Annotated in this window: 18 protein-coding genes; 12 read left to right on the forward strand and 6 right to left on the reverse strand. The window is 70.1% G+C overall.

The window, feature by feature from the left end; translation table 11 throughout:
• Positions 1 to 67: 67 nt before the first annotated feature.
• A complete protein-coding gene (gene serC / locus RIC11_RS01100) occupies positions 68 to 1,177 on the reverse strand; it encodes a 3-phosphoserine/phosphohydroxythreonine transaminase (RefSeq protein WP_350207976.1) in 1,110 nt (369 codons plus the stop codon).
• A gap of 265 nt (positions 1,178 to 1,442) precedes the next feature.
• Here serC and RIC11_RS01105 point away from each other — a divergent pair, with 265 nt between their 5' ends.
• Positions 1,443 to 3,386: a chloride channel protein gene (locus tag RIC11_RS01105; RefSeq protein ID WP_350207977.1), complete on the forward strand. Its 1,944-nt coding sequence runs from the start codon at positions 1,443 to 1,445 to the stop codon at positions 3,384 to 3,386.
• A 47-nt stretch (positions 3,387 to 3,433) separates the two neighbouring features.
• Here the strand turns inward: RIC11_RS01105 and rnc are convergent, their stop codons facing one another.
• On the reverse strand, positions 3,434 to 4,141 hold the full coding sequence (rnc, locus tag RIC11_RS01110; protein ID WP_350207978.1) for a ribonuclease III: 708 nt from the start codon (positions 4,139 to 4,141) through the stop codon (positions 3,434 to 3,436).
• A 316-nt stretch (positions 4,142 to 4,457) separates the two neighbouring features.
• Here rnc and mgtE point away from each other — a divergent pair, with 316 nt between their 5' ends.
• Complete coding sequence (gene mgtE / locus RIC11_RS01115) at positions 4,458 to 5,843, forward strand: magnesium transporter (RefSeq protein ID WP_350207979.1); 1,386 nt, start codon at positions 4,458 to 4,460, stop codon at positions 5,841 to 5,843.
• 174 nt (positions 5,844 to 6,017) lie between these two features.
• Here the strand turns inward: mgtE and RIC11_RS01120 are convergent, their stop codons facing one another.
• Positions 6,018 to 6,353, reverse strand: coding sequence for a hypothetical protein (locus tag RIC11_RS01120; protein WP_350207980.1), 336 nt, complete (start codon positions 6,351 to 6,353; stop codon positions 6,018 to 6,020).
• Positions 6,354 to 6,636: 283 nt separating this feature from the next.
• On the opposite strand from RIC11_RS01120, the gene RIC11_RS01125 reads away from it, so the two are divergent.
• Together RIC11_RS01125 and RIC11_RS01130 are read left to right on the forward strand one after the other, a co-directional pair.
• Positions 6,637 to 7,293, forward strand: coding sequence for a putative signal transducing protein (locus tag RIC11_RS01125; RefSeq protein ID WP_350207981.1), 657 nt, complete (start codon positions 6,637 to 6,639; stop codon positions 7,291 to 7,293).
• Between the two features lie 67 nt (positions 7,294 to 7,360).
• Positions 7,361 to 8,116 carry a pyridoxine 5'-phosphate synthase gene (locus RIC11_RS01130; protein WP_350207982.1) on the forward strand — a complete coding sequence of 252 codons (756 nt, stop codon included), beginning with the start codon at positions 7,361 to 7,363 and terminating at the stop codon, positions 8,114 to 8,116.
• On the opposite strand, the gene RIC11_RS01135 is transcribed toward RIC11_RS01130, so the two are convergent.
• Both RIC11_RS01135 and RIC11_RS01140 read right to left on the reverse strand, forming a co-directional pair.
• Positions 8,085 to 8,675: an anthranilate synthase component II gene (locus tag RIC11_RS01135; protein ID WP_350207983.1), complete on the reverse strand. Its 591-nt coding sequence runs from the start codon at positions 8,673 to 8,675 to the stop codon at positions 8,085 to 8,087. The two genes, RIC11_RS01130 and RIC11_RS01135, sit on opposite strands and share 32 nt — an antisense overlap.
• Positions 8,676 to 8,685: 10 nt before the next feature.
• A complete protein-coding gene (locus RIC11_RS01140; protein ID WP_350207984.1) occupies positions 8,686 to 10,122 on the reverse strand; it encodes an anthranilate synthase component I family protein in 1,437 nt (478 codons plus the stop codon).
• A 104-nt stretch (positions 10,123 to 10,226) separates the two neighbouring features.
• On the opposite strand from RIC11_RS01140, the gene RIC11_RS01145 reads away from it, so the two are divergent.
• Positions 10,227 to 11,951, forward strand: a complete 1,725-nt coding sequence (locus tag RIC11_RS01145) for an outer membrane protein assembly factor BamB family protein (protein WP_350207985.1) — start codon at positions 10,227 to 10,229, stop codon at positions 11,949 to 11,951.
• Here RIC11_RS01145 and RIC11_RS01150 read toward each other — a convergent pair.
• Positions 11,870 to 13,129 carry a hypothetical protein gene (locus RIC11_RS01150; protein WP_350207986.1) on the reverse strand — a complete coding sequence of 420 codons (1,260 nt, stop codon included), beginning with the start codon at positions 13,127 to 13,129 and terminating at the stop codon, positions 11,870 to 11,872. The genes RIC11_RS01145 and RIC11_RS01150 overlap by 82 nt on opposite strands.
• 162 nt (positions 13,130 to 13,291) lie before the next feature.
• Between RIC11_RS01150 and RIC11_RS01155 the strand changes: the two genes are divergently transcribed.
• The 7 genes from RIC11_RS01155 to RIC11_RS01185 all read left to right on the forward strand — a co-directional run bounded on the left by RIC11_RS01155 (position 13,292) and on the right by RIC11_RS01185 (position 18,454).
• The gene (locus RIC11_RS01155) at positions 13,292 to 13,696 is read left to right on the forward strand and encodes a CBS domain-containing protein (RefSeq protein WP_350207987.1); all 405 of its coding nucleotides are present in this window, start codon (positions 13,292 to 13,294) and stop codon (positions 13,694 to 13,696) included.
• Between the two features lie 118 nt (positions 13,697 to 13,814).
• A complete protein-coding gene (locus RIC11_RS01160) occupies positions 13,815 to 14,201 on the forward strand; it encodes a response regulator (RefSeq protein WP_350207988.1) in 387 nt (128 codons plus the stop codon).
• Between the two features lie 55 nt (positions 14,202 to 14,256).
• Entirely contained in the window at positions 14,257 to 15,945 is a 1,689-nt protein-coding gene (locus tag RIC11_RS01165) for a GspE/PulE family protein (RefSeq protein ID WP_350207989.1), read from the forward strand.
• 11 nt (positions 15,946 to 15,956) lie between these two features.
• Positions 15,957 to 17,111 (forward strand): type II secretion system F family protein, encoded by a 1,155-nt coding sequence (locus RIC11_RS01170; RefSeq protein WP_350207990.1) that lies wholly within the window; start codon positions 15,957 to 15,959, stop codon positions 17,109 to 17,111.
• Positions 17,111 to 17,452 carry a type II secretion system protein gene (locus tag RIC11_RS01175; protein ID WP_350207991.1) on the forward strand — a complete coding sequence of 114 codons (342 nt, stop codon included), beginning with the start codon at positions 17,111 to 17,113 and terminating at the stop codon, positions 17,450 to 17,452. The genes RIC11_RS01170 and RIC11_RS01175 overlap by 1 nt, the downstream gene beginning before the upstream one ends.
• A gap of 166 nt (positions 17,453 to 17,618) precedes the next feature.
• The gene (locus RIC11_RS01180; RefSeq protein ID WP_350207992.1) at positions 17,619 to 17,936 is read left to right on the forward strand and encodes a type II secretion system protein; all 318 of its coding nucleotides are present in this window, start codon (positions 17,619 to 17,621) and stop codon (positions 17,934 to 17,936) included.
• On the forward strand, positions 17,936 to 18,454 hold the full coding sequence (locus RIC11_RS01185) for a GspH/FimT family pseudopilin (RefSeq protein ID WP_350207993.1): 519 nt from the start codon (positions 17,936 to 17,938) through the stop codon (positions 18,452 to 18,454). Before RIC11_RS01180 ends, RIC11_RS01185 begins: the two co-directional genes overlap by 1 nt.
• The last annotated feature ends 1 nt before the right edge of the window (position 18,455 follow it).

Here is an 18,455-nt window from a genome sequence, read left to right on the forward strand (position 1 = left end):
CTGCAGGCTGTAGGCTAAAGGCCGGAGGGAGATTGCTGGTGGTGGCACCGGGCCGTCGACGCACGCGTCAGTTGGCGTGCTTGTCGCGGAAGTCCTTCATGAAGTCGCGGAGCGCCTCGACGCCCTCGACGGGCATCGCGTTGTAGATCGACGCGCGGACTCCGCCGACCGAGCGGTGGCCCTTCAGCTCGGTCAGGTCGTGCTTCTCCGCCTCGGCGATGAACGCCTTGGTCAGCTCGTCCGAGGGCAGGTTGAAGGTCACGTTCATCACGCTGCGGCTCTCGACCTGCGCGTGGCCCTTGTAGAAGTCGGGCGACGCGTCGAGCACGTCGTAGAGCATGAGCGCCTTCTTTTTGTTCTGCTCGTACATCGCGTCGAGCCCACCGACCTCGTCGAGCAGCCAGTCGGTGACCAGCTTGTTGATGTAGATCGCGAACGTCGGCGGCGTGTTGCCGAGCGAGTTCTCGCTCGCGTGCCACTTGTAGTTCATGTAAATCGGCAGATCGTCCGAAGACAGCTCCGCCAGGTCCTTGCGGATGACCACCAGCGTCACGCCGGCCGGCCCCGCGTTCTTTTGGGCGCACGCGTAGATCAGGCCGTAGTTCTCGACGTCGACCTTCCGGTGCAGGAAGTCGCTCGACGCGTCGCACACGAGGGGCACGCCCTCGGGCGGCGTCGGCTCGCCGTTGAACTGTACGCCCTGGATCGTCTCGTTGCAGCAGTAGTGCACGTAAGCGGCGTCGGGGTCGAAATCGATCTCGCCCTCGGCCGGCACGCGGTCGAAATTCGTGTCGGCGGCCGTGTACGCGGTGTGGACCGCGCCGACCTTCTTCGCCTCGCCGGCGGCCTGCTTGCCCCACGAGCCGGTCACCACGTAGTCGGCCGACTTCTTGCCCGCGTACAGGTTCATCGGGACCATCGAGAACTGGAGCCGGCTGCCGCCCTGCAAGAACAGCACCGCGTAGTTGTCGGAGATCCCCAGCAGCTTCCGGAGGTTCGCCTCGGCGGCCTCGATGATGTCCAGGAACGCCTGGCTGCGGTGGCTTATCTCCATCACGCTGGCGCCCACGCCGGGAAGCGACAGCATCTCGTCGCGCGCCCGCTGCAGCACGCTCACCGGGAGCATGGCCGGGCCGGGGGAGAAGTTGTAAACACGCTTTTCGGTCGCGTTGGCCATTCGGTCGCTCGCCTGTCTTTCGGGTGATCCGCCCGCGCGGGCTTGGCAGGACACGGCAGTGTAATGCCGCAATCGGGGATTGGCGATGGCCCCACCGCGTCGCCCCAGCCTAGAGCGACGAAGCGTCGCACCCCGGGGGCCGCTCCCGGCTAGCCGTGGCGGCGCGAGGGCCGTAGGCTCGTTGGGCTGTGTGCCGCCCTGTTCTGCCAGCCGCACGCGGAATCGCCCCCGCCGCCTCCCCCACCCCGTTTCGACCGGCCCCGCTGTGCCCGCCCGCTTGCGTGATTGGTCGCGGTCGCTCTCTCAGCGGGGCGCGGTGCCGGGCGGCACGCTGACGATCGTAATCGCCGGGCTTGTGGGGCTGGCCGCCGGCGTTGGCGCCGCGGTTTTCGGGTGGCTGATCGAGGTCATCACCGACAGCACCTACGGGCTTGCCGCCGAGCGGCTCGCCCTGGAGCCCCACTGGGGCTGGTGCGTGGCGGTCGCCGCCTGCCCGCCGATCGGCTTGCTGGTGGTCGCTTGGGGGACGCGCACCTTCGCCCCCGAAGCCCAGGGCCACGGCGTGCCCGAGGTGATCACCGCCGTCGCGCGGCACGACGGCGTCATCCGGCCACGGATCGCCCTGGTGAAGATCCTCGCGAGCGGCCTGACGATCGGCACCGGGGGCTCGGTTGGCCGCGAGGGGCCGATCGTGCAGATCGGCGCGGCGCTGGGCAGCGGCGCCGGGCAGCTGCTCCGCCTCTCGGCAAAAAACATCAAGGTGCTGGTCGCCGCCGGGGCCGCCGCGGGCATCAGCGCGACGTTCAACGCGCCGCTGGCCGGCGTGATCTTCGCCAGCGAGATCATCATCGGCACGTTCGCCGTCGAGTCGCTCACGCCGATCGTGCTGGCAAGCGTTCTGGCGGACGTGGTGCAACAACACATCGGCGAGCACCGACTGAACCCGGCCTTCCAGGACCTGGAGTACCAGTTCGCCGGCGCGTACGTGCAGCTGCCCAGCTACCTGCTGCTAGGCCTTGTTGCGGGACTCGCGGCGGCCGGCTTCATCAAGGTGCTCTACGGCCTGGAGGGGGCGACCCAGCGCTGGCTGCCCGACTGGCGGGGGCGGGCCTTGGTGCTCGGCGCGATCGTCGGCTTGGTGGGCGCCGTGTACCCGGCCGCGCCGCCGTTCCGCTCGGCCGCCGAGGCGGCTTCGGAGCACGCGTCGTTGCCGCCGGTGATGGGCGTCGGCTACGAGGTCGTCGAGCACTCGCTCCACCTGCGTGTCGATGTGGACGAGACCGGGCCCGACGCGGACTCTCCCTCCGCTTCCTTCCCGTTCTTCCAAGACTTTTTCCGCACGGCCCCGGACAAAGCCGTTGTCGTGCCGCGGGAACGCCTGCTGACCGAGCTCGCTTGGCTCGCGCCGCTGGTGCTGCTCAAGCCGCTGCTGACGAGCCTCACCTTGGCCGGCGGCGGGTCGGGCGGCGTGTTCGCGCCCTCGCTGTTCTTGGGCGCCACGCTCGGCGGGTCGTTCGGCCTGCTGCTCAACCTGGTAGCCCCCGGCTTGAGCCACTCGCCGGGCGTGTACGCGATCGTCGGCATGGCGGCCGTCGTGGCCGGGACGACGCAGGGCGTTCTGTCGGCGATTTTGATCGTGTACGAGATGACCGACCAGTACGAGATCATCCTCCCGATCATGGCGGCGACCGGCGTGGCGAGCGTCGTGGCGCGGGTGATCGACCCGGAGAGCATCTACTACAAGAAGCTCAGCCGCCGCGGGGAGCACATCGCGCGGGGCCACGACCTGCACAACCTCGACCACGTGATGGTCCGCGACGTGATGATCCGCCGCTTCCCAACCCTCAAGCCCGAGGACAACGCCGCAGAGATCATCCGCATCGCCCGCGAGCACCCGCAGATCGAGAGCCTGCCGGTCATGGGCGCCGACGGCAAGCTGGTCGGCATCATCCGCGCCGAAGACCTCCACCGCGTGCTCGACAGCGACATGTCGCCCGAGCTGATCAACGCCGAGGACATCGCGCTGCGGAGCCCGATCTCGGTCCACCCGGCCGAGAACCTCATCGAGGCGATGCGCGACTTCGGCGCCCGCGACGTGGAGACGCTGCCCGTCGAAGTCGGCGTGGGCGAGAGCCGGCGCCTGGTGGGCCTGCTGCTGCGGTCCGACGTGATGCACCGCTACCGGCAAGAGATGCTCACGGGCCGGTGAGCCGCCGGCCTCCGGCCGGTCGTCGACGGATCGGCAATCCGGCCGGCTCAGACGCCGCGGTGCGGGGCGTAGGGCGGCTCGTCGTCCTGGAGCTCCGCTAGCGCGTTGGCGGCCGCCCGTTGCTCGGCCTCTTTCTTCGTCCGCCCCCACGCCGCGGTGAACCGCCGTCCGGCGATCTGCACGGCGACCTGGAACGCCTTGCTGTGATCGGGGCCGTGCTCGGCCAGCAGGCAATACGAGGGGGTGGTCCCCTCCTCGCGCTGCACGAGCTGCTGCAACAGCGACTTGAAGTTCTCGCCGCCGACGCCGTCGGCCTCGACGCGGTCGATCTCCGGCTCGATCAGCCGCGCGACGAACTGCTCCGCCGCCTCGCGCCCGCCGTCGATATGGATCGCCGCCACAAGGGCCTCGAACACGTCGGACAGCACGCTGCGGGGCACCGTGGGGGAGGTCGTCATCCCCTTGCCTAGGATCAGGAAGTCCTCCAATCCGAGCTGCCGGCTAAGCTTTGCGCAGGTCTGGCGGCTCACCACGACGCTCTTCAGCTTGGTCAGGTCGCCTTCGAGGAAGTCGGGGAAGCGGTCGTAGAGCCGCTGGCACACGACCGCACCGAGGATCGCGTCGCCGAGGAACTCCATCCGTTCGTTCGAAGCGAGCCGGTGATTCGCCCCCGAGGCGTGCGTCAACGCGCTCTCCAGCAGCGACCGGTCCGCAAAGCGATACCCGATAGCCACCTGGCAGGCGTCGAAGTCCACGGCGTCGGGTGTCGGTTCGTCGGCAGCCACGTTCAATTGTAGGACCCGGCGCGGGCAGGGAGCGGGCCAGCTAGCGAGCAGGAAAGTAGCCAACGGCGGGAAATGGGGCAATCCGGAAGCGGGCTGCGGAGCCGTGCTGTCGCAGAGCCCTACGGGCCGCCAACCGCGGGGGAGGCGCCGGCGAAAGCAACGGCCGGGTTGCCTCGGCGTCCCCTCCCGCGCAAGGTCGCTAACCGACAAGATGCCCGGCGCCACGCTTGGGGCGCCTCCCTCGGCGCCGCCGGCCACCAGCTGCCCCCCGCCCGCTGCCTCCCCCATGAACACGCTCTACCTGCCCGAACTCCGCGAGATGATCGCCGCCGACGACGAGGCGGAGCTGCGCGAGTTCGTCAACGCGTTGATGCCGGCGCGGGTGGCCGAGTTCATGGAGGGGCTCGACCCGGCCGAGGCGTGGCGCGTCCTGCGATCGGCCGATCCGGAGCGCCGGGTCGAGGTGTTCGGCTTCTTCGACGCACCCAAACAAGCGGCGATCGTGCAGCGCCTGGTCGATTCGGGCGACGCCGACTCGGTCAGCGGATTGGTGGCCGACTTGCCGGCCGACGACCGAGTCGACCTGCTGAACGACCTCGACGAACCTGCCGTCGAGGAGCTGCTCCCCCTGCTGCCGCAAGAGGACCGCCGCGAGACGCTGCGCCTCCGCGGGTTCCCGGAGGGCACGGCCGGCAGCGTGATGACGACCGAGGTCGCCCGCCTGAGGGAGCACCTGACCGTCACCGAGGCGCTGACCGAGATCAGCAAACGCGCCCAGGAGGTCGAGACCGTCTACTACAACTACGTGGTCGACGAGGAGAACCGCTTGCTGGGGCTCGTGTCGGCCCGCCAACTGGTGACCCACTACCTGCGGCCCGACCAGCCGATCAACGAGCTGATGCAGCGCGACGTGGTCACCGTCCGAGCGATGGACGACCAGGAGGCGGTCGCCGAGAAGGTGGCCGACTACGACTTCCTCGCGATCCCGGTCGTCGACGACGACCGCCGGCTGCTGGGCATCATCACGCACGACGACATCATCGACGTGCTCCGCGCCGAAGCGACCGAGGACGCGCTGCTGGCGGCCGGCGTGGCGCCGCTGCAGGCCGGTTACCTGCGGTCGCACTGGTTCTCGCTCGCGTGCAGCCGCGGCCTGTGGCTCGGCGTGCTGTTCGTCGCGGCGCTGCTGACCGCGCTGGCGCTGCTCAGCTACGAGGAGGGCTTCGACCGCGTCTGGTGGCTCGTGCTGTTCATCCCGCTGGTGATCTCCAGCGGCGGCAACTCGGGCAGCCAGTCGGCCACGCTCGTGATCCGCGGCCTGACCGACGGAGAGGTCACCCTCGACGACTGGTGGCGCGTCATCCGCCGCGAGCTGGTCATGGGCCTGACCCTCGGGGCGGCGCTAGCCACCGTCGGCTACGCCAGCGCGTGGTTGCTCACCCGCAACCCGCCGAGCGGCGAGGTCTCGCCGACCGCGTTCCAGATCGCCGCGGTCCCGCTCACGCTGCTGCTGGTTGTCGTGTGCGGAACGCTGTGCGGCGGCGCACTGCCGCTCGTGTTCCAGCGGCTGGGCCTCGACCCCGCCCTGATGAGCAACCCCTTCGTAGCCGGCATCATCGACATCGCCGGGATCGTCATCTACATGACCGTAGCGGTGGCGATGATCGGGTGAGGAGCGCGAGGGGTGAGGCGCGGGCCTCGGGCCTCGGGCCTCGGGCTTCGGGCTTCGGGCTTCGGGCCTCGGCGATCCGATCCGCCGTGCGAAGTCCGCCCCGAGTCCCTCGCCCCCCCCATCCCTCGTCCCCCGTCCCCCGTCCCCCGTCCCTCGTCCCTCGTCCCTCGTCTGTCAGACATCCAGCAACGGATGGCCCACATACATCTGGAGGATCTGGCTCTGCACCTTGATCGCGCGGATCAGCACCCAGACCTGTTCTTGCGAGAACTCTTTCGGGTCGCTGCTCGCTAGTTCTTCCAGCTCGTGGGTCATCGCCGCGTGCTGGTCGGTGGCGAGTTGCAGCCGCAACCCGATCTGCCGCCAAGCCGACTGCAGCTCGACGAGGTCCCCCAGGGCGGACACGTCGCGGTGGCTGTTGGTCAGCAGCAGGCACAGCCGCGCCACGTCCTGAGGCGACGCGTCCGGCTGGAGCTTTTCGATTTTCTCAGCAAGTTCGCGACAAGTCATCGCTTCAAGCCGTGAAGGGCCAGAGTTTTCGGCGGCGTGGTTCGTCGATCGCAAAGCAGAGCGGCTCCTTCGGGGAACGCTGGGGCGACAGCTAACGGTAGCTCGGCAACCGATGGGCGGCTCGTACCATTTTTCACAGACCGCCCCCCCAATCCGCGCCCCGCGTGAGGGATACGCCGGAGGGCGCGTTTGCGTGGCGGAGCGTGGCCAGAAGGGCCGCCTGTAACGATAATCGGGAACGAGCCCTCGCTGCCGGCCTCGACACCCCGCGGAGACCCGCCCCATGCACGCCTGCCCGAATTGCGGCCACGACGCCGCCCCGCGCGAGAGCCGCGTCGCCGGCCCGCGGACCGATGTGGCTCGCGTGGCGTCCGCCGCCGAGGCGGGCTACCTCGTCGCGTTGCTCGAGGAAGCGGGCGTGGCGGCCGTGTCCCGGCCCGACGAGAGCTTCAACGCGGCCACCGGCGAATGGGTGGCTGCGTATCGGCTCAGCGTGCCGGAAGACGACGTGGTACTCGCTGCCCAGGTCCTACGCGACGAAGCGGCCAGCCAGGCCGAAGAGCTCGCCTCGGAAGCCGCCGCCGCCGGCGCCGTGAACCCGTGGAAGATGCTCGGGGTCCTCGCCGTGGTGGTCGCAGCCGGGGCGGTCTGGACCGCCGAGCGGAACGACGGCCCCCTCCGGCCCCGCGCCGCGGGAATGCGACGACCGGCCTTCACCCCGCTAGCCGCGTTGAGCCAAGCGGTCGGGCCACGCGGGGCGGAGTTCGTCGCCGAGCCGATGCCGAACGAACCCGATCGCCGACTGCGGTACGACCCGGCCGCCAAGGCCTGGGTCCTATCGATCGACGCCGACCACGACGGCCGCTTCGAACGCCGCTTGCGATTCGAGGAGAAAACCGCCGCGCCCGGGGGCGTCGATCCGCGGGCTGCCGGCGGCTAGACTCCCTGTCCCCCGGCACTCGGTCCAACGTCGCCCCAACTGGTCGCCTCAACTGGGAGTTCCCGCTTTGGCTTCGCTCGGCGTCAACATCGACCACGTGGCCACCGTGCGTCAGGCGCGGCGGACCACCGAGCCCGATCCGGTCGCGGCCGCGGCGCTGGCCGTGCTGGCTGGCGCCGACGGGATCACGGTGCACCTGCGGGAAGACCGCCGCCACGTGCAGGACCGCGACGTCGAGCTCCTCATGCAAACGGCCGCCGTTCCGGTCAACCTCGAGTCGTCCTGTGCGGACGAGATGGTCGACATCGCGTGCCGCGTGCGGCCGCACCAAGTGACGCTCGTCCCCGAACGCCGCGAAGAGGTCACCACCGAGGGGGGCCTCGATGTGGTCGGCGGCCGGGACCGCGTCGCGTCGGCCACCCAGAGACTCGCGGACGCGGGCGTGTTGGTGAGCCTGTTCATCGACGCCGACCCGGCCCAAATCGAAGCCGCCGCCGCGCTCGGCAAAGCCGTCGACGGGGTCGAACTCCACACCGGGCCGTACGCGCACGCGTGGGTCGACTCGGGAGGGCTCCGCGCGTCGGCAGAGGCCGAGCTGTGCCGGCTTGCTGACGCGGGCGCGAAAGCTCGTGCCGCGGGGCTGCGGTTGCACGCGGGCCACGGCCTGAACTACCAGAACGTCGGGCCGGTCGCTGCGCTGCCGGGGATGGAAGAGCTGAACATCGGGCACAGCATCGTTTCGCGTGCGGTCCTGGTTGGTTTTGAAGCCGCGGTGCGCGAGATGAAGCGGCTTATCGAGCTGGCGAGCCGGCCCGGCCGGTGACGGTCACGAAGTTCTCGAGCACGCGCTGGCCTCCCTCGGTGAGTATCGCCTCCGGGTGAAACTGCACGCCGAACACCGGCCAGCCCCGACGCCGGACCGCCATGATCGTGCCGTCCTCGGCGACCGCGTCGATGACCAATCCCGCCGGCAGCGACGACGGATCGGCCACCAGCGAATGGTACCGGCAAACCACGATCGGGCTCGCCGCGCCGCTGAAGAGGCCCTGTCCGTTGTGCTCGATGCGGCTCGTGCGGCCGTGCATCGGCGCGCCAGACTCGACTACCTTCCCGCCGAATGCCCGCACGATAGCTTGGTGGCCCAAGCACACGCCGAGGATCGGCACACGGCCTGCAAAACGGCTGACCACGTCGACGCAGCAGCCGGCCGCGTCCGGCGCGCCCGGCCCCGGCGACAGCACGATCCCGCCGGGCGCGAGGCGGGCGACCCCGTCCGCCGTGATGGCGTCGTTCCGCACCACCTCGGTCGCCGCGCCAGCCACGCGCAACAGCCGAGCCAGGTTGTGCACGAAGCTGTCGTAGTTGTCGATTACCAGCAACACGCCAGTCACCTCACCCGGGGGAAACCGCGTCGATCAGCCCGGCCGCCTTGTGCCAGGTTTCGTCGTATTCCGCGACCGGGTCGGACAACACGGTGACCCCGCCCCCGACCGGCGCTTGCACCCATCCGTCGGCGAACGTGAGCGTGCGTATCAGCACGCTGGAGTCCATCGCCTGATGGCCCTCCTCGTCGGCGAACCCGACCCACGCCATCGCGCCGCAATACGCGCCCCGCGCCGTCGGCTCGTACTCGGCGATCAGCTCTTGGGCGCGGATCTTCGGCGCGCCGGTCACCGAGCCGCCTGGGAGCGTGGCCGCGAGCAGGTCCGCGACTCCGCGACCCTCGCGCAAGCGGCCCGTCACCGCCGACACCAGGTGCTGGACGTGGGCGTACTGTTCCAGCGAGAACAGCTCGGGAACCCTAATCGAATCGTCGGTGCAAACCCGCGAAAGGTCGTTCCGGAGCAAGTCGACGATCATCACGTTCTCGGCGCGGTCTTTCTCGCTCGCGGCCAATTCGAGGCCGGCCGCTCGGCCGAGCGGCCGGGTGCCCTTGATAGGACGGGTCTCGACGCCGCCCTGCTCGACACGCAGAAAGCGCTCCGGCGAAGCGCTCGCCACCTGCCACCGGCCGCCATCCAGATACGCGCCGAACGGCGCCGGATTCAGCACCCGCAGTCGCTCGTAGGCCCGCGCCGGGTCGATCGTTTCGCGGAGCAGCAGACGCTGCGCGAGGTTCACCTGGTAGGCGTCGCCCTTACGGAGGCGGCCGATCACCCCTTCGACCGCACGCAGGTAGGCGTCGCGCGAGAAGTCGCTCGTCACGCCCCGCCCGTACGGCGTGGGGAACTGCGGGGCGAGCCGATCGCGCTCGATGGCCGAGCCCGGCCGGCTCGGCTGCCCGCCGTGGGGTCTGCTGAGGCGTTCGGCCAGGTCGGCGAGCCGGCTCTCGGCCCGGCGCCGCCGAGGGGGTCCCGGCGCGGCTGGGAAGCCGTGCGAAATCACCCAGGCTTTGTCCAGCTCGTGATCGAACGCGATGAGCGTGTCGTACAGCCCCATCGCCAGCGCCGGCATGCGAAACTCGTCCCACGCGGCGCGGGGCAGACGCTCGAGGCTGCGGCCGATCTCGTAGCCCAGAAGCCCCGCCGCGCCGCCCTGCCAGGGGGGCAGCCCCGCGATCCGTGGCGCCGCCCAGCCCCCCAGCCGCTCCGCCCAGGGCCCCAGCGCCGCCGATCCGTCGGCGGCGACGGCCAGCCAATCGAACGGGTCCGCGGCCACGTAGGAGTAACGGCCAAGCCGGCCTCCGCGCCGGGCGCTGTCGAAGAAAACCCGGTGCGGCAAGCCGGCCAGCGCGGCGAACGCTTGCTCGGGGAGCAAGCCGGCAGGGGCCGCCGCCACCAACGGCGGCGCCACGTCGGGTGCGGGGCCGGTGGTGTGTTCGCGCCGCATGCGGTCAAAATAGTCGGGGGGAAGTCAGCCGGGCTCAGGGCAATGAGCCGGGGCTATTGTCCCCGCTGAAGGACCACAAAAGTAGCCCGGTGAAACCCGCTTCGATGACCAACGATTCCGATTCGACTGGAAACGATCCCGAGCCCACCACGCGCCGGCGGGCGGTCTTTCCGTGGGCGTATGTCGGCGTGCTCGTCGCGGTCCGTGTGGGCGTGGAGATCGCCGACGTCGCGAGCGACATCAAGGTGGTCATCAACTACGCGTTGATTGCCCTGGGGACGATCGGCCTGGCCGTGTGGTACCTGTTCCGGGGCCGCGCCGCTTGGCCGGTCCGCTTGGCGGTGGCCGCGGCGCCATTCGCGGCGGTGGCGGCTGTCGTGTCGCTTTACGAACTGCGGATGGCCGGCGATGGGACGATCGCGGGGCTGCACCGCCGCACCGCGGCGAAGGCGGACCAGCTGCTAGACAAGCCGCAGGCGAGCCCGTCCGGTGAGCGGCTGACGGACTGGGGCCCGGGCCCGTACGACTACCCGCGGTTCCTCGGCGCCGGCCCCTGGGCCGAGGCCGTCGGGCCGCCGATCGATGCGGATTGGCAGGCCAGCCCACCTAAAGAGCTGTGGCGACGGCCCGTCGGGGCGGGCTGGTCGGCGTTCGCCGTGCAGGGCGCGTACGCGGTGACTCAAGAGCAACGGGGCGACGACGAGCTGGTCGTCTGTTACCGGCTCGACACCGGCGACCCGGTCTGGTCGCACGCCGACCCTGTGCGGTTCGACCCGGAGGATTTCGGCGGACAGATGGGCCGCGTCGGCCCCCGCGCCACGCCGACGATCGTCGGCGACCGCGTTTACACCCAGGGCGCGACCGGCCTGGTCAACTGCCTTGATGGGCCGACCGGTGAGGTCGTCTGGCGGCTCGACACGGCCCAGGAGTACGGCGCCGCCGTGCCGGTGTGGGGCAAGAGCGGATCGCCGCTCTATCTGCCCGAGGAGGGCGCCGTCGATCGCGCGCTGCTGATCGTCAACGTCGGCGCGCCGGCCGATACGGGCGAGGGGGCCTACGATGCGTCGCTCGTCGCGCTCGACGCCGCGACGGGCGAGGAGGTTTGGTCCGCCGGTTGGCGACAGACCTCGTACGCTTCGCCAGCGGTCGCCCGGCTAGCGGGTGAGTTGGTCGTGCTGCAGACGGTCGACGACCACCTCCACGCGCGCCGCGCCGCCGATGGCGAGCTGCTGTTCAGCTACCCCTGGCGGGGGCAGAGTGACAACATGCCCTCCTGCAGCCAGCCGATCCCGCTCGAAGGCGACCGGTTGCTGTTGAGCAAGGGCTATGGATTTGGCGCCTCGTTGGTGCAGGTCAGCCGCGACGGCGACAACTGGGCGGCCGAGCCGCTCTGGTCGCCGCCGATCAAGCGGGTGCTGCAAACCAAGTTCAGCAACTGCGTGGTCCGCGACGGGTTCGCCTTCGCGCTCAGCGACAAGCTGCTGCAGTGCGTCGAGATCGAGTCGGGCAAGATCGCGTGGCGCGCACGGCGTTCGCCCGCGTTCGAGTACGGCCAGGTGCTGCTGTGCGGGGAGCACCTGCTGGTCACCACCGAAGATTCCGGCGAAATCGTGCTGGTAGAGGCCAGCCCCGACTCGTACCGCGAGCTGGCCTCGCTTCAAGTGCTGGCCGACGGCGAGACCAACTGGAACAACCCGGTCGTCGCCGGCGACGTGCTGCTGGTGCGAAACTCGGTCGAGGCGGCCGCCTACCGGCTGCCCACCGCTGCGGTCCCCGACGACGTGTCCGACGGCGGGTCGGCCGGCGAGAGCGGCGCCGACGGAGCGTAACCGGGCGACGTTGCGCGGGCGGCCGGCGCGTTGGCGATCAGCCAGTCTTCGAGCACCACGTGCTTAACCCGCGGCGCCCGCAGCAAGCAGCCGCGGCGCGGCAGCAGCGGCGCCAGCCACGTGCTGCCGGCCATCTGCTGTGCGGCGCGGAGGCCCACTCCGTTGAGGGTCCAGGCGAGCGTCTGCTGCACGACGTTGTCGGCGAGCCGCTGGAAAGTGGCCGGGATGACGTTCGGCTCCGGCCCCACGTGGAGGATCGTACGCACGTCGGCCTGGAGCGTCGCCTCGACGACGTCCCACAATCGCTGCGGCGAGTCGACCCACCGCCGCAGCACCTCCCGCCCGGTGGTCTGCTCGTACTCACGGCGACCGGTCACCAGCGACCAGACCGGCGGGCGCGGCCCGTTGTTGAGCCGCGGCGTCTCGCGGATGAGCAGCGTGGCGCGGTCGGGGATGTGCTTCTCGCACACCAGCGGCGTGTGCAGCGGGGGCCAAACGCCGTCGTGCGTGCGGACCGACGCGCGCGGGCCATCTGCCGTTTCCAACCTCTGCTTGAGTCGGTCGACCGTGTCGCCCGCTCCGATCACCAGCAGCGTGTTGGGAGAGAGCACCGCGGAGATCGCGATCGCGCCCCGCCCCTGGGCGGTGACCTCTTCGCAGAGCCGCACGAGCAACTCTTCGCTGAGCGGCGCCTTGCGAGAGAAGACGATCGCCATCGTCACGCCCTCGGCCAGCCGGGCGCAGTCGTCGGCTAGCGACAGGGGGATCCGCATAACGGCTTCGAGCGGGTAGAGGCCGCTCTCGGCGACGGCCGTGAGCTCGCCGAGGCTGTAGCCGAAGGCCATCTTCGCGTCGCGTGGCTCCAGGCCGTGCACCTCGCGCAGCAGGTCGAGCTGGGCGAGCTCGGCCGCGAACACCAACGCGACCGACTCCGCGTAGCGGTCCGGGCCCGGCTCGTCGCGCGACCGCACGTGGCGGAACAGGTCGACGCGGCGCCCCACCGCCGACTCGCACATGAACGAAGCCTCCGCGAGGCGCCGCTGCACGATCGCGGCGTAGGCCGGCGTCTCCAAGAGTTCGGGCGTGCGGCCGAGGTTGGTCTGGTTGTAGCCGCGGAACGCCAGGGCGCACGTGGGCAGCACGGCCGACGTGACCGGCGTTGCTAACGGCTCTGCCATCGGTGCGGGGGGCGCTTAGGGATCGGAGCGGTCGGGACAACACAGTTTACGTCACGCGGCTGCGCGAGGTTCGTCCCCCGCGGCCCCCGGGCACGCAACGAGAGCTAGTATTGCAGGCCCCGCCGCCGGGGCGTTGACACGATCCGCTCTCTTGGGGGCCCCATGCTGACCGTTCGAGAGATCATGACCCCGGGCGCCGTCACGATCGCGCCAGACGCCACGATCGGCGACGCGATCGAGCTGCTGCTCGGCCGCGGGATCAGCGGCTTGCCGGTTGTCGACCGCAACGGCGCCCTGGTCGGGATCCTGACCGAGTTCGCCCTGCTCGCCCTGGCCTACGACCAGGCCATCGCGAACGAGTCGGTCGCTTCGCACATGACCCGCGACGTGCTGACCGTCGAACCGACCGACGCGGTGAGCCGCGTCGCCGACCTGTGCGTGGTGCACCGTGTCCGACGCGTGCCGGTGACCCAGTCCGGCCGGCTCGTCGGACTCGTCACACGGCGCGACGTGCTGCGTGCGTTGTGCCAGCCGCAACCGGGCGTCGCGGCCGCGTCGGCGGGTTAGCCCGGTCGTCACGCCCGCAAGGGTCGCGCGTAGGGAATTTGACCGCGCCGCCGGCCGACCTACTTTCTGCTAGCGCCCGACTGGTTGCCGGGCGCCGCGCGACCGCTACCGAATCGCCATGAACGACTCCGCAAAAACCATCCTGCTGATCGAGGAAGACGACACGCTGCGCGAGATCACGCGGTTCCGCCTGGAGCTGCTCGGCTACGAGGTCGTCGCGATGGGGAGCGGTGAAGCGGCCCTCGGCTGGCTCTCCGGCAAGCTGCCCAGCGCGATCTTGGTGGGCCACTACCTGCCCGACATGGAGGGGCACGAGCTCGTCGACCGCTTGAGCAACGACCTCCGCACCAGCGAGGCGCCCGTCATGCTGGTGTCTCCGAACGCGGAGCTCGACGACGTGCAGCGGGCCTTCAACGCCGGCGCCGACGACTACCTCGTGACGCCGTTCGACCCGCTGACGCTCGAGCGGAAGCTCAAGCGGTTGACCGAACCCGTCGGCGCCTGACCCGTCCGCCGACGCCCGCCGCGCCGCCCGCCCACTACCCAACCGGACCCGCCCGATGGCCCGCCTCGGCGACATCCTGATCAAGCGTGGCTACGTCACGAAGGGGCAGCTCGAGTCGGCCCTCGCCGCGCAGGGTTCGGAGCGGGGCATGCTCGGCCAGATCCTGCTGCGCCGCAACCTGGTTTCGCTCGAGCAGCTCGGCGACGCGCTGGCCGAGCAGTACCGCGCGCCGTACGCCGACCTGCACCCGCAGTCGATCAACCCCCAGATCGCCCGCTTGCTGCCGGAGGAACTGGCGCGCGAGCGGAACTGCGTTCCGGTGTCGATCCACGGCGGCGAGCTGCAATTGGCGATGGTCGCGCCGGACGACATCGACACGATCAGCGAGACCGAGCTGATCACCGGCTACCACGTTTGCCCGATGGTCGCGTTGGAGGCCGCGGTCCAAGCGGCGCTCGACCGCGGCTTCGACGACCGCCTGACCGCCCGGCAGACGATCGTCGACATGAAGCTGGCGGACCTGGCCGCGGCCAACGACGGCCGCGAGCAAGAGCCGCTCGCGGCGAGCGTCGCCGAGGAAGAGCAGGCCCCGGTGGTGCGCCTCGTGAGGTCGATACTGACCGGCGCGATCAACGCGGGTTGCAGCGACATCCACCTCGAGCCCCACGTGCCCGAGATGCGTGTCCGCTACCGGGTCGACGGCGAGCTGCAGTCGGTGATGACGATCCCGAACCACACCGAAGAGGCGGTCGTCGCGCGGATCAAGGTCATGGCCGACATGGACACCACCGAGAACCGCCGCCCCCAAGACGGCCGCTTGACCATCAACGAGGCCGGCGGCCGGGTCAACTTCCGCGTCAGCACGATCCCCACCGTCGGCGGCGAGAAGGTCGTGATGCGGCTGCTGGACGAGGGCGGCCGGGCCTTCGAACTCGACAGCCTGGGGCTGCCCGCGCGCGACCTGCAGACCGTCGGCGAGCTGATCGACAAGCCGCACGGCATGATCGTCGTGACCGGGCCGACCGGCTCCGGCAAGAGCACCACCCTGTACGCGATCCTGTCGAAGCTCAACGGGATCAGCCGCAACATCGTCACCGTGGAGGACCCGGTCGAGTACCGCCTGACCGGAGTCAACCAGGTGGCGAGCGACAACGACCACGGCCTGGGTTTCGCCAACGCGCTGAAGTACATCATGCGCCAGGACCCGGACGTCATCATGGTCGGCGAGGTCCGCGACCACGAGACCGCCGGCACCGCGGTCCAGGCGGCGCTGACCGGCCACCTGCTGCTGAGCACCCTGCACACCAACGACGCGGTCGGCGCCGTCGCGCGGCTGAACGACCTGGGCGTCGACAACTTCAAGATCGCCGGCTCGCTGCTCGGCTCGATCGCGCAGCGCCTGCTACGCTCGATCTGCCCCGGCTGCAAGGAGCCGACGGAGGTCAACAGCCAGCTCTGGGAGAAGCTCGCCGGCACGCGGCGACCGCCAGCCAACCAAGTCTTCTACCGGGGGCGGGGCTGCAAGAAGTGCCTCGGAACCGGGTACTCCGGCCGGCTCCCGATCTACGAGATCATGGTCATGACACCCGAGCTGGCCGACGCGGTCGAGAAGGGCGCGCCGGCTTCTCGCCTGCGTGAGCTGGCCAGGGCGCAGGGCTTGGTGGGGCTGGCAGAGGCCGGGATCGAGCAGGTCTACGCGGGCCGAACGACGCTCGAAGAGGTCTACTACAAGCTCTCGAGCTGACCGGGGAACGCATGCGGCCCGCCAAGAAAAAGCAGCACGACGCCGCCAAGGGGGCCGCGTCACGCGCCGGAGGCGCAGCGGCCCTCGGCACGCTCAGCGGCGTGCTGCCCGCTTGGCGCGGGGCCGGTCGCATCACCGCTTCGGAGGCGACGGCCATCTTGCGCAACCTCGCCACGCTCACCAGCAACGGCGTGTCGCTGCCCAAGGCGATCGGCGCGGTGGCCGGCGAGAAGGGCCTCGAACGCCGCCGAGAGAAGCTCCTCTCGCTCCGCCGCCGCGTCGAAGCAGGCGACACGTTCAGCCACGCGCTCGGTCAGCTCGACGGGGTTTTCGATCGGCTCACCGTCAGCCAAATCCGTGTGGGCGAGCGCGCCGGCACGCTGGCCGAAACCCTGTCGCAGATCGCCGAGCAACGGGAGAAGGCCGGGAAGCTCAAGGAGAGCGTCGTCAAGAAACTCGCCTACCCCTGCGTGCTGTCGCTAGTCGGCGCGGGGGTGGTCGCGTTCTTGCTTTGCTACGTGGTGCCGGTTTTCGAAGAGACCTACAACTCGGCGAACGTGCCCCTGCCCGGCATCACGCAGGCGTTGATCCGTGTCGGCGCGATCGCGCAAGCGTACTGGTGGGCGGCGCTACTCGCGGCGGTCGCCGCGCCGCTCGTGCTCAAGCAGCTCCGCCAGAACGAGACGATCGCAACGCGGATCGACCGCTTCCTGATCACCGCTCCCGTGATCGGGCCTTGGGTCCGCGACGTCGCGTTGCTGCAGCTCATGGAAGTGGTGGGCGGCCTGATGGAGGCCGGCTTCACGCTCGCCGAGTCGCTCGAAGAGGCCGGCGACTCGGTCAACAACCGCGCGATGAAACACGGCGTCGTGGCGCTGCGCCGTGCGGTGCAGCAGGGGGAACGATTCAGCCGCGAGGTGGAGCGCCACACCGAGCTCTTCCCCCCGATGGTCAGCCAGCTGGTGATCGTCGGCGAGCAGACGGGGCGGCTGACCCGGTCCACGCAGCAGATCCGCTTGCTGCTGGAAGAAGAGATCCAACGCAAGACCGACATCGCGATCGGAGTGATCGAGCCGACCCTCACCATCTCGATGGCCGGCGCGGTCGCGACGATCCTGCTGGCTATTTACCTGCCGATGTTCGACATGATCAACACCGTCCAGTGATGCCCGCTCTGCTCCCAACTCCGGCGCCCCCGCGGGCGGGCTTCTCGCTCACCGAGCTGCTCGCCGTGGTGGCGATCCTCGGCGTGGTCGCGCTGATCGCGTTGCCGCGCGCCGGCGACACGCGCCGCGAGGGCTTGCGGGCCGCGTGCCACGTGTACCGCTGCGAGATCGAGGTCCAAGCCTCGCTCTGGCTTAGGGCCCAGGGGGCGTGGCCGGCGGCGGACCTCGCGGACGTCGGGGCCGACCCCGCCTACTTCCCAGAGGGCCTCCCCCTGTGCCCCGTCGACGGAACGGCCTACACGATCGATGGCTCTGGCGAGGTCGTCGGGCACGACCACTAGGCCGCCGGCCGCGGCCGGAATTTTTTTCAAGTTCCGCCTGCGCGCACTCACAGCGACCTACGCTTGGGCAAACCGCCAGTAAACCAACGGCTCAATCGGCATCCGACCGACCGGCGCCAACCCACACGCCCTCCCCGCGTCGAACCTGCAAGGGAACTGACCAACCATGTACCGCTCGCAACGCCGCCGCTCAGCGTTCTCGCTCATGGAGCTGCTAGCGGTTGTCACGATCCTTGGAATCATCGCCGCGATCATCGTGCCGAGGGTCACCACCTCGAGCGACGCCGCCAAGCAGAAGGTCGACTCACACAACCGCGGCACGATCAACTCGGCGATCGAACGCTACTACATCGAGAACGGCTCGTGGCCCTCGGCCAACCTCACCGAGCTCGACGTGCCGGCCTACTTCCCCGATGGCGTGCCCGCCAACCCGGTCGATGGCTCCGCGTACACGATGAACACCACGACCAACCGCGTCGACTGATGAGCCGCCCCCGGCAGCCGCCGACCAACGACATCAACGAGAACGCACGCCGAGCCCCGCGCCGGCGTGCGTTCTCGCTTTTGGAGCTGGTCGCGGTGATCGCCATCATCGGCCTAATCGCCGGCGTCGGCGCCGCGCGGTGGGGGGGCGACGCGATCGACCGCGTCGCCGCCGAAGGGTTCGCCCGCAGCGTGTCGATGGCGCTCAACCTGGCCCGCCGCCAGGCCATCACCGAGGGCACGCCGGCCGCCGTCGTGCTCAGCCGCTCCGCCGGCGAGGTCGTGTCGGTCGACGTCGTCCGTGTCGACGCGGGCGGCGACACGCCGACCGAAGCCTCGCTCCCCACCCCGTCGGGCGTCACGCTCACGACCGCCCACGACCGCTGGGAGTTCGACTTCTCCGGCGCGCTGACCGCGCCCGCCAGCGGTGGATCGATGACCGTGTCCGACGGCGCCAAGACCTGGTCGCTCGCGGTCAACGCGCTCACCGGCACGGCCCGCCTGACCGACGCGCCCTAGC

This window comes from Botrimarina sp., assembly GCF_040219535.1.
Classification (GTDB): Bacteria; Planctomycetota; Planctomycetia; order Pirellulales; family Lacipirellulaceae; genus Botrimarina.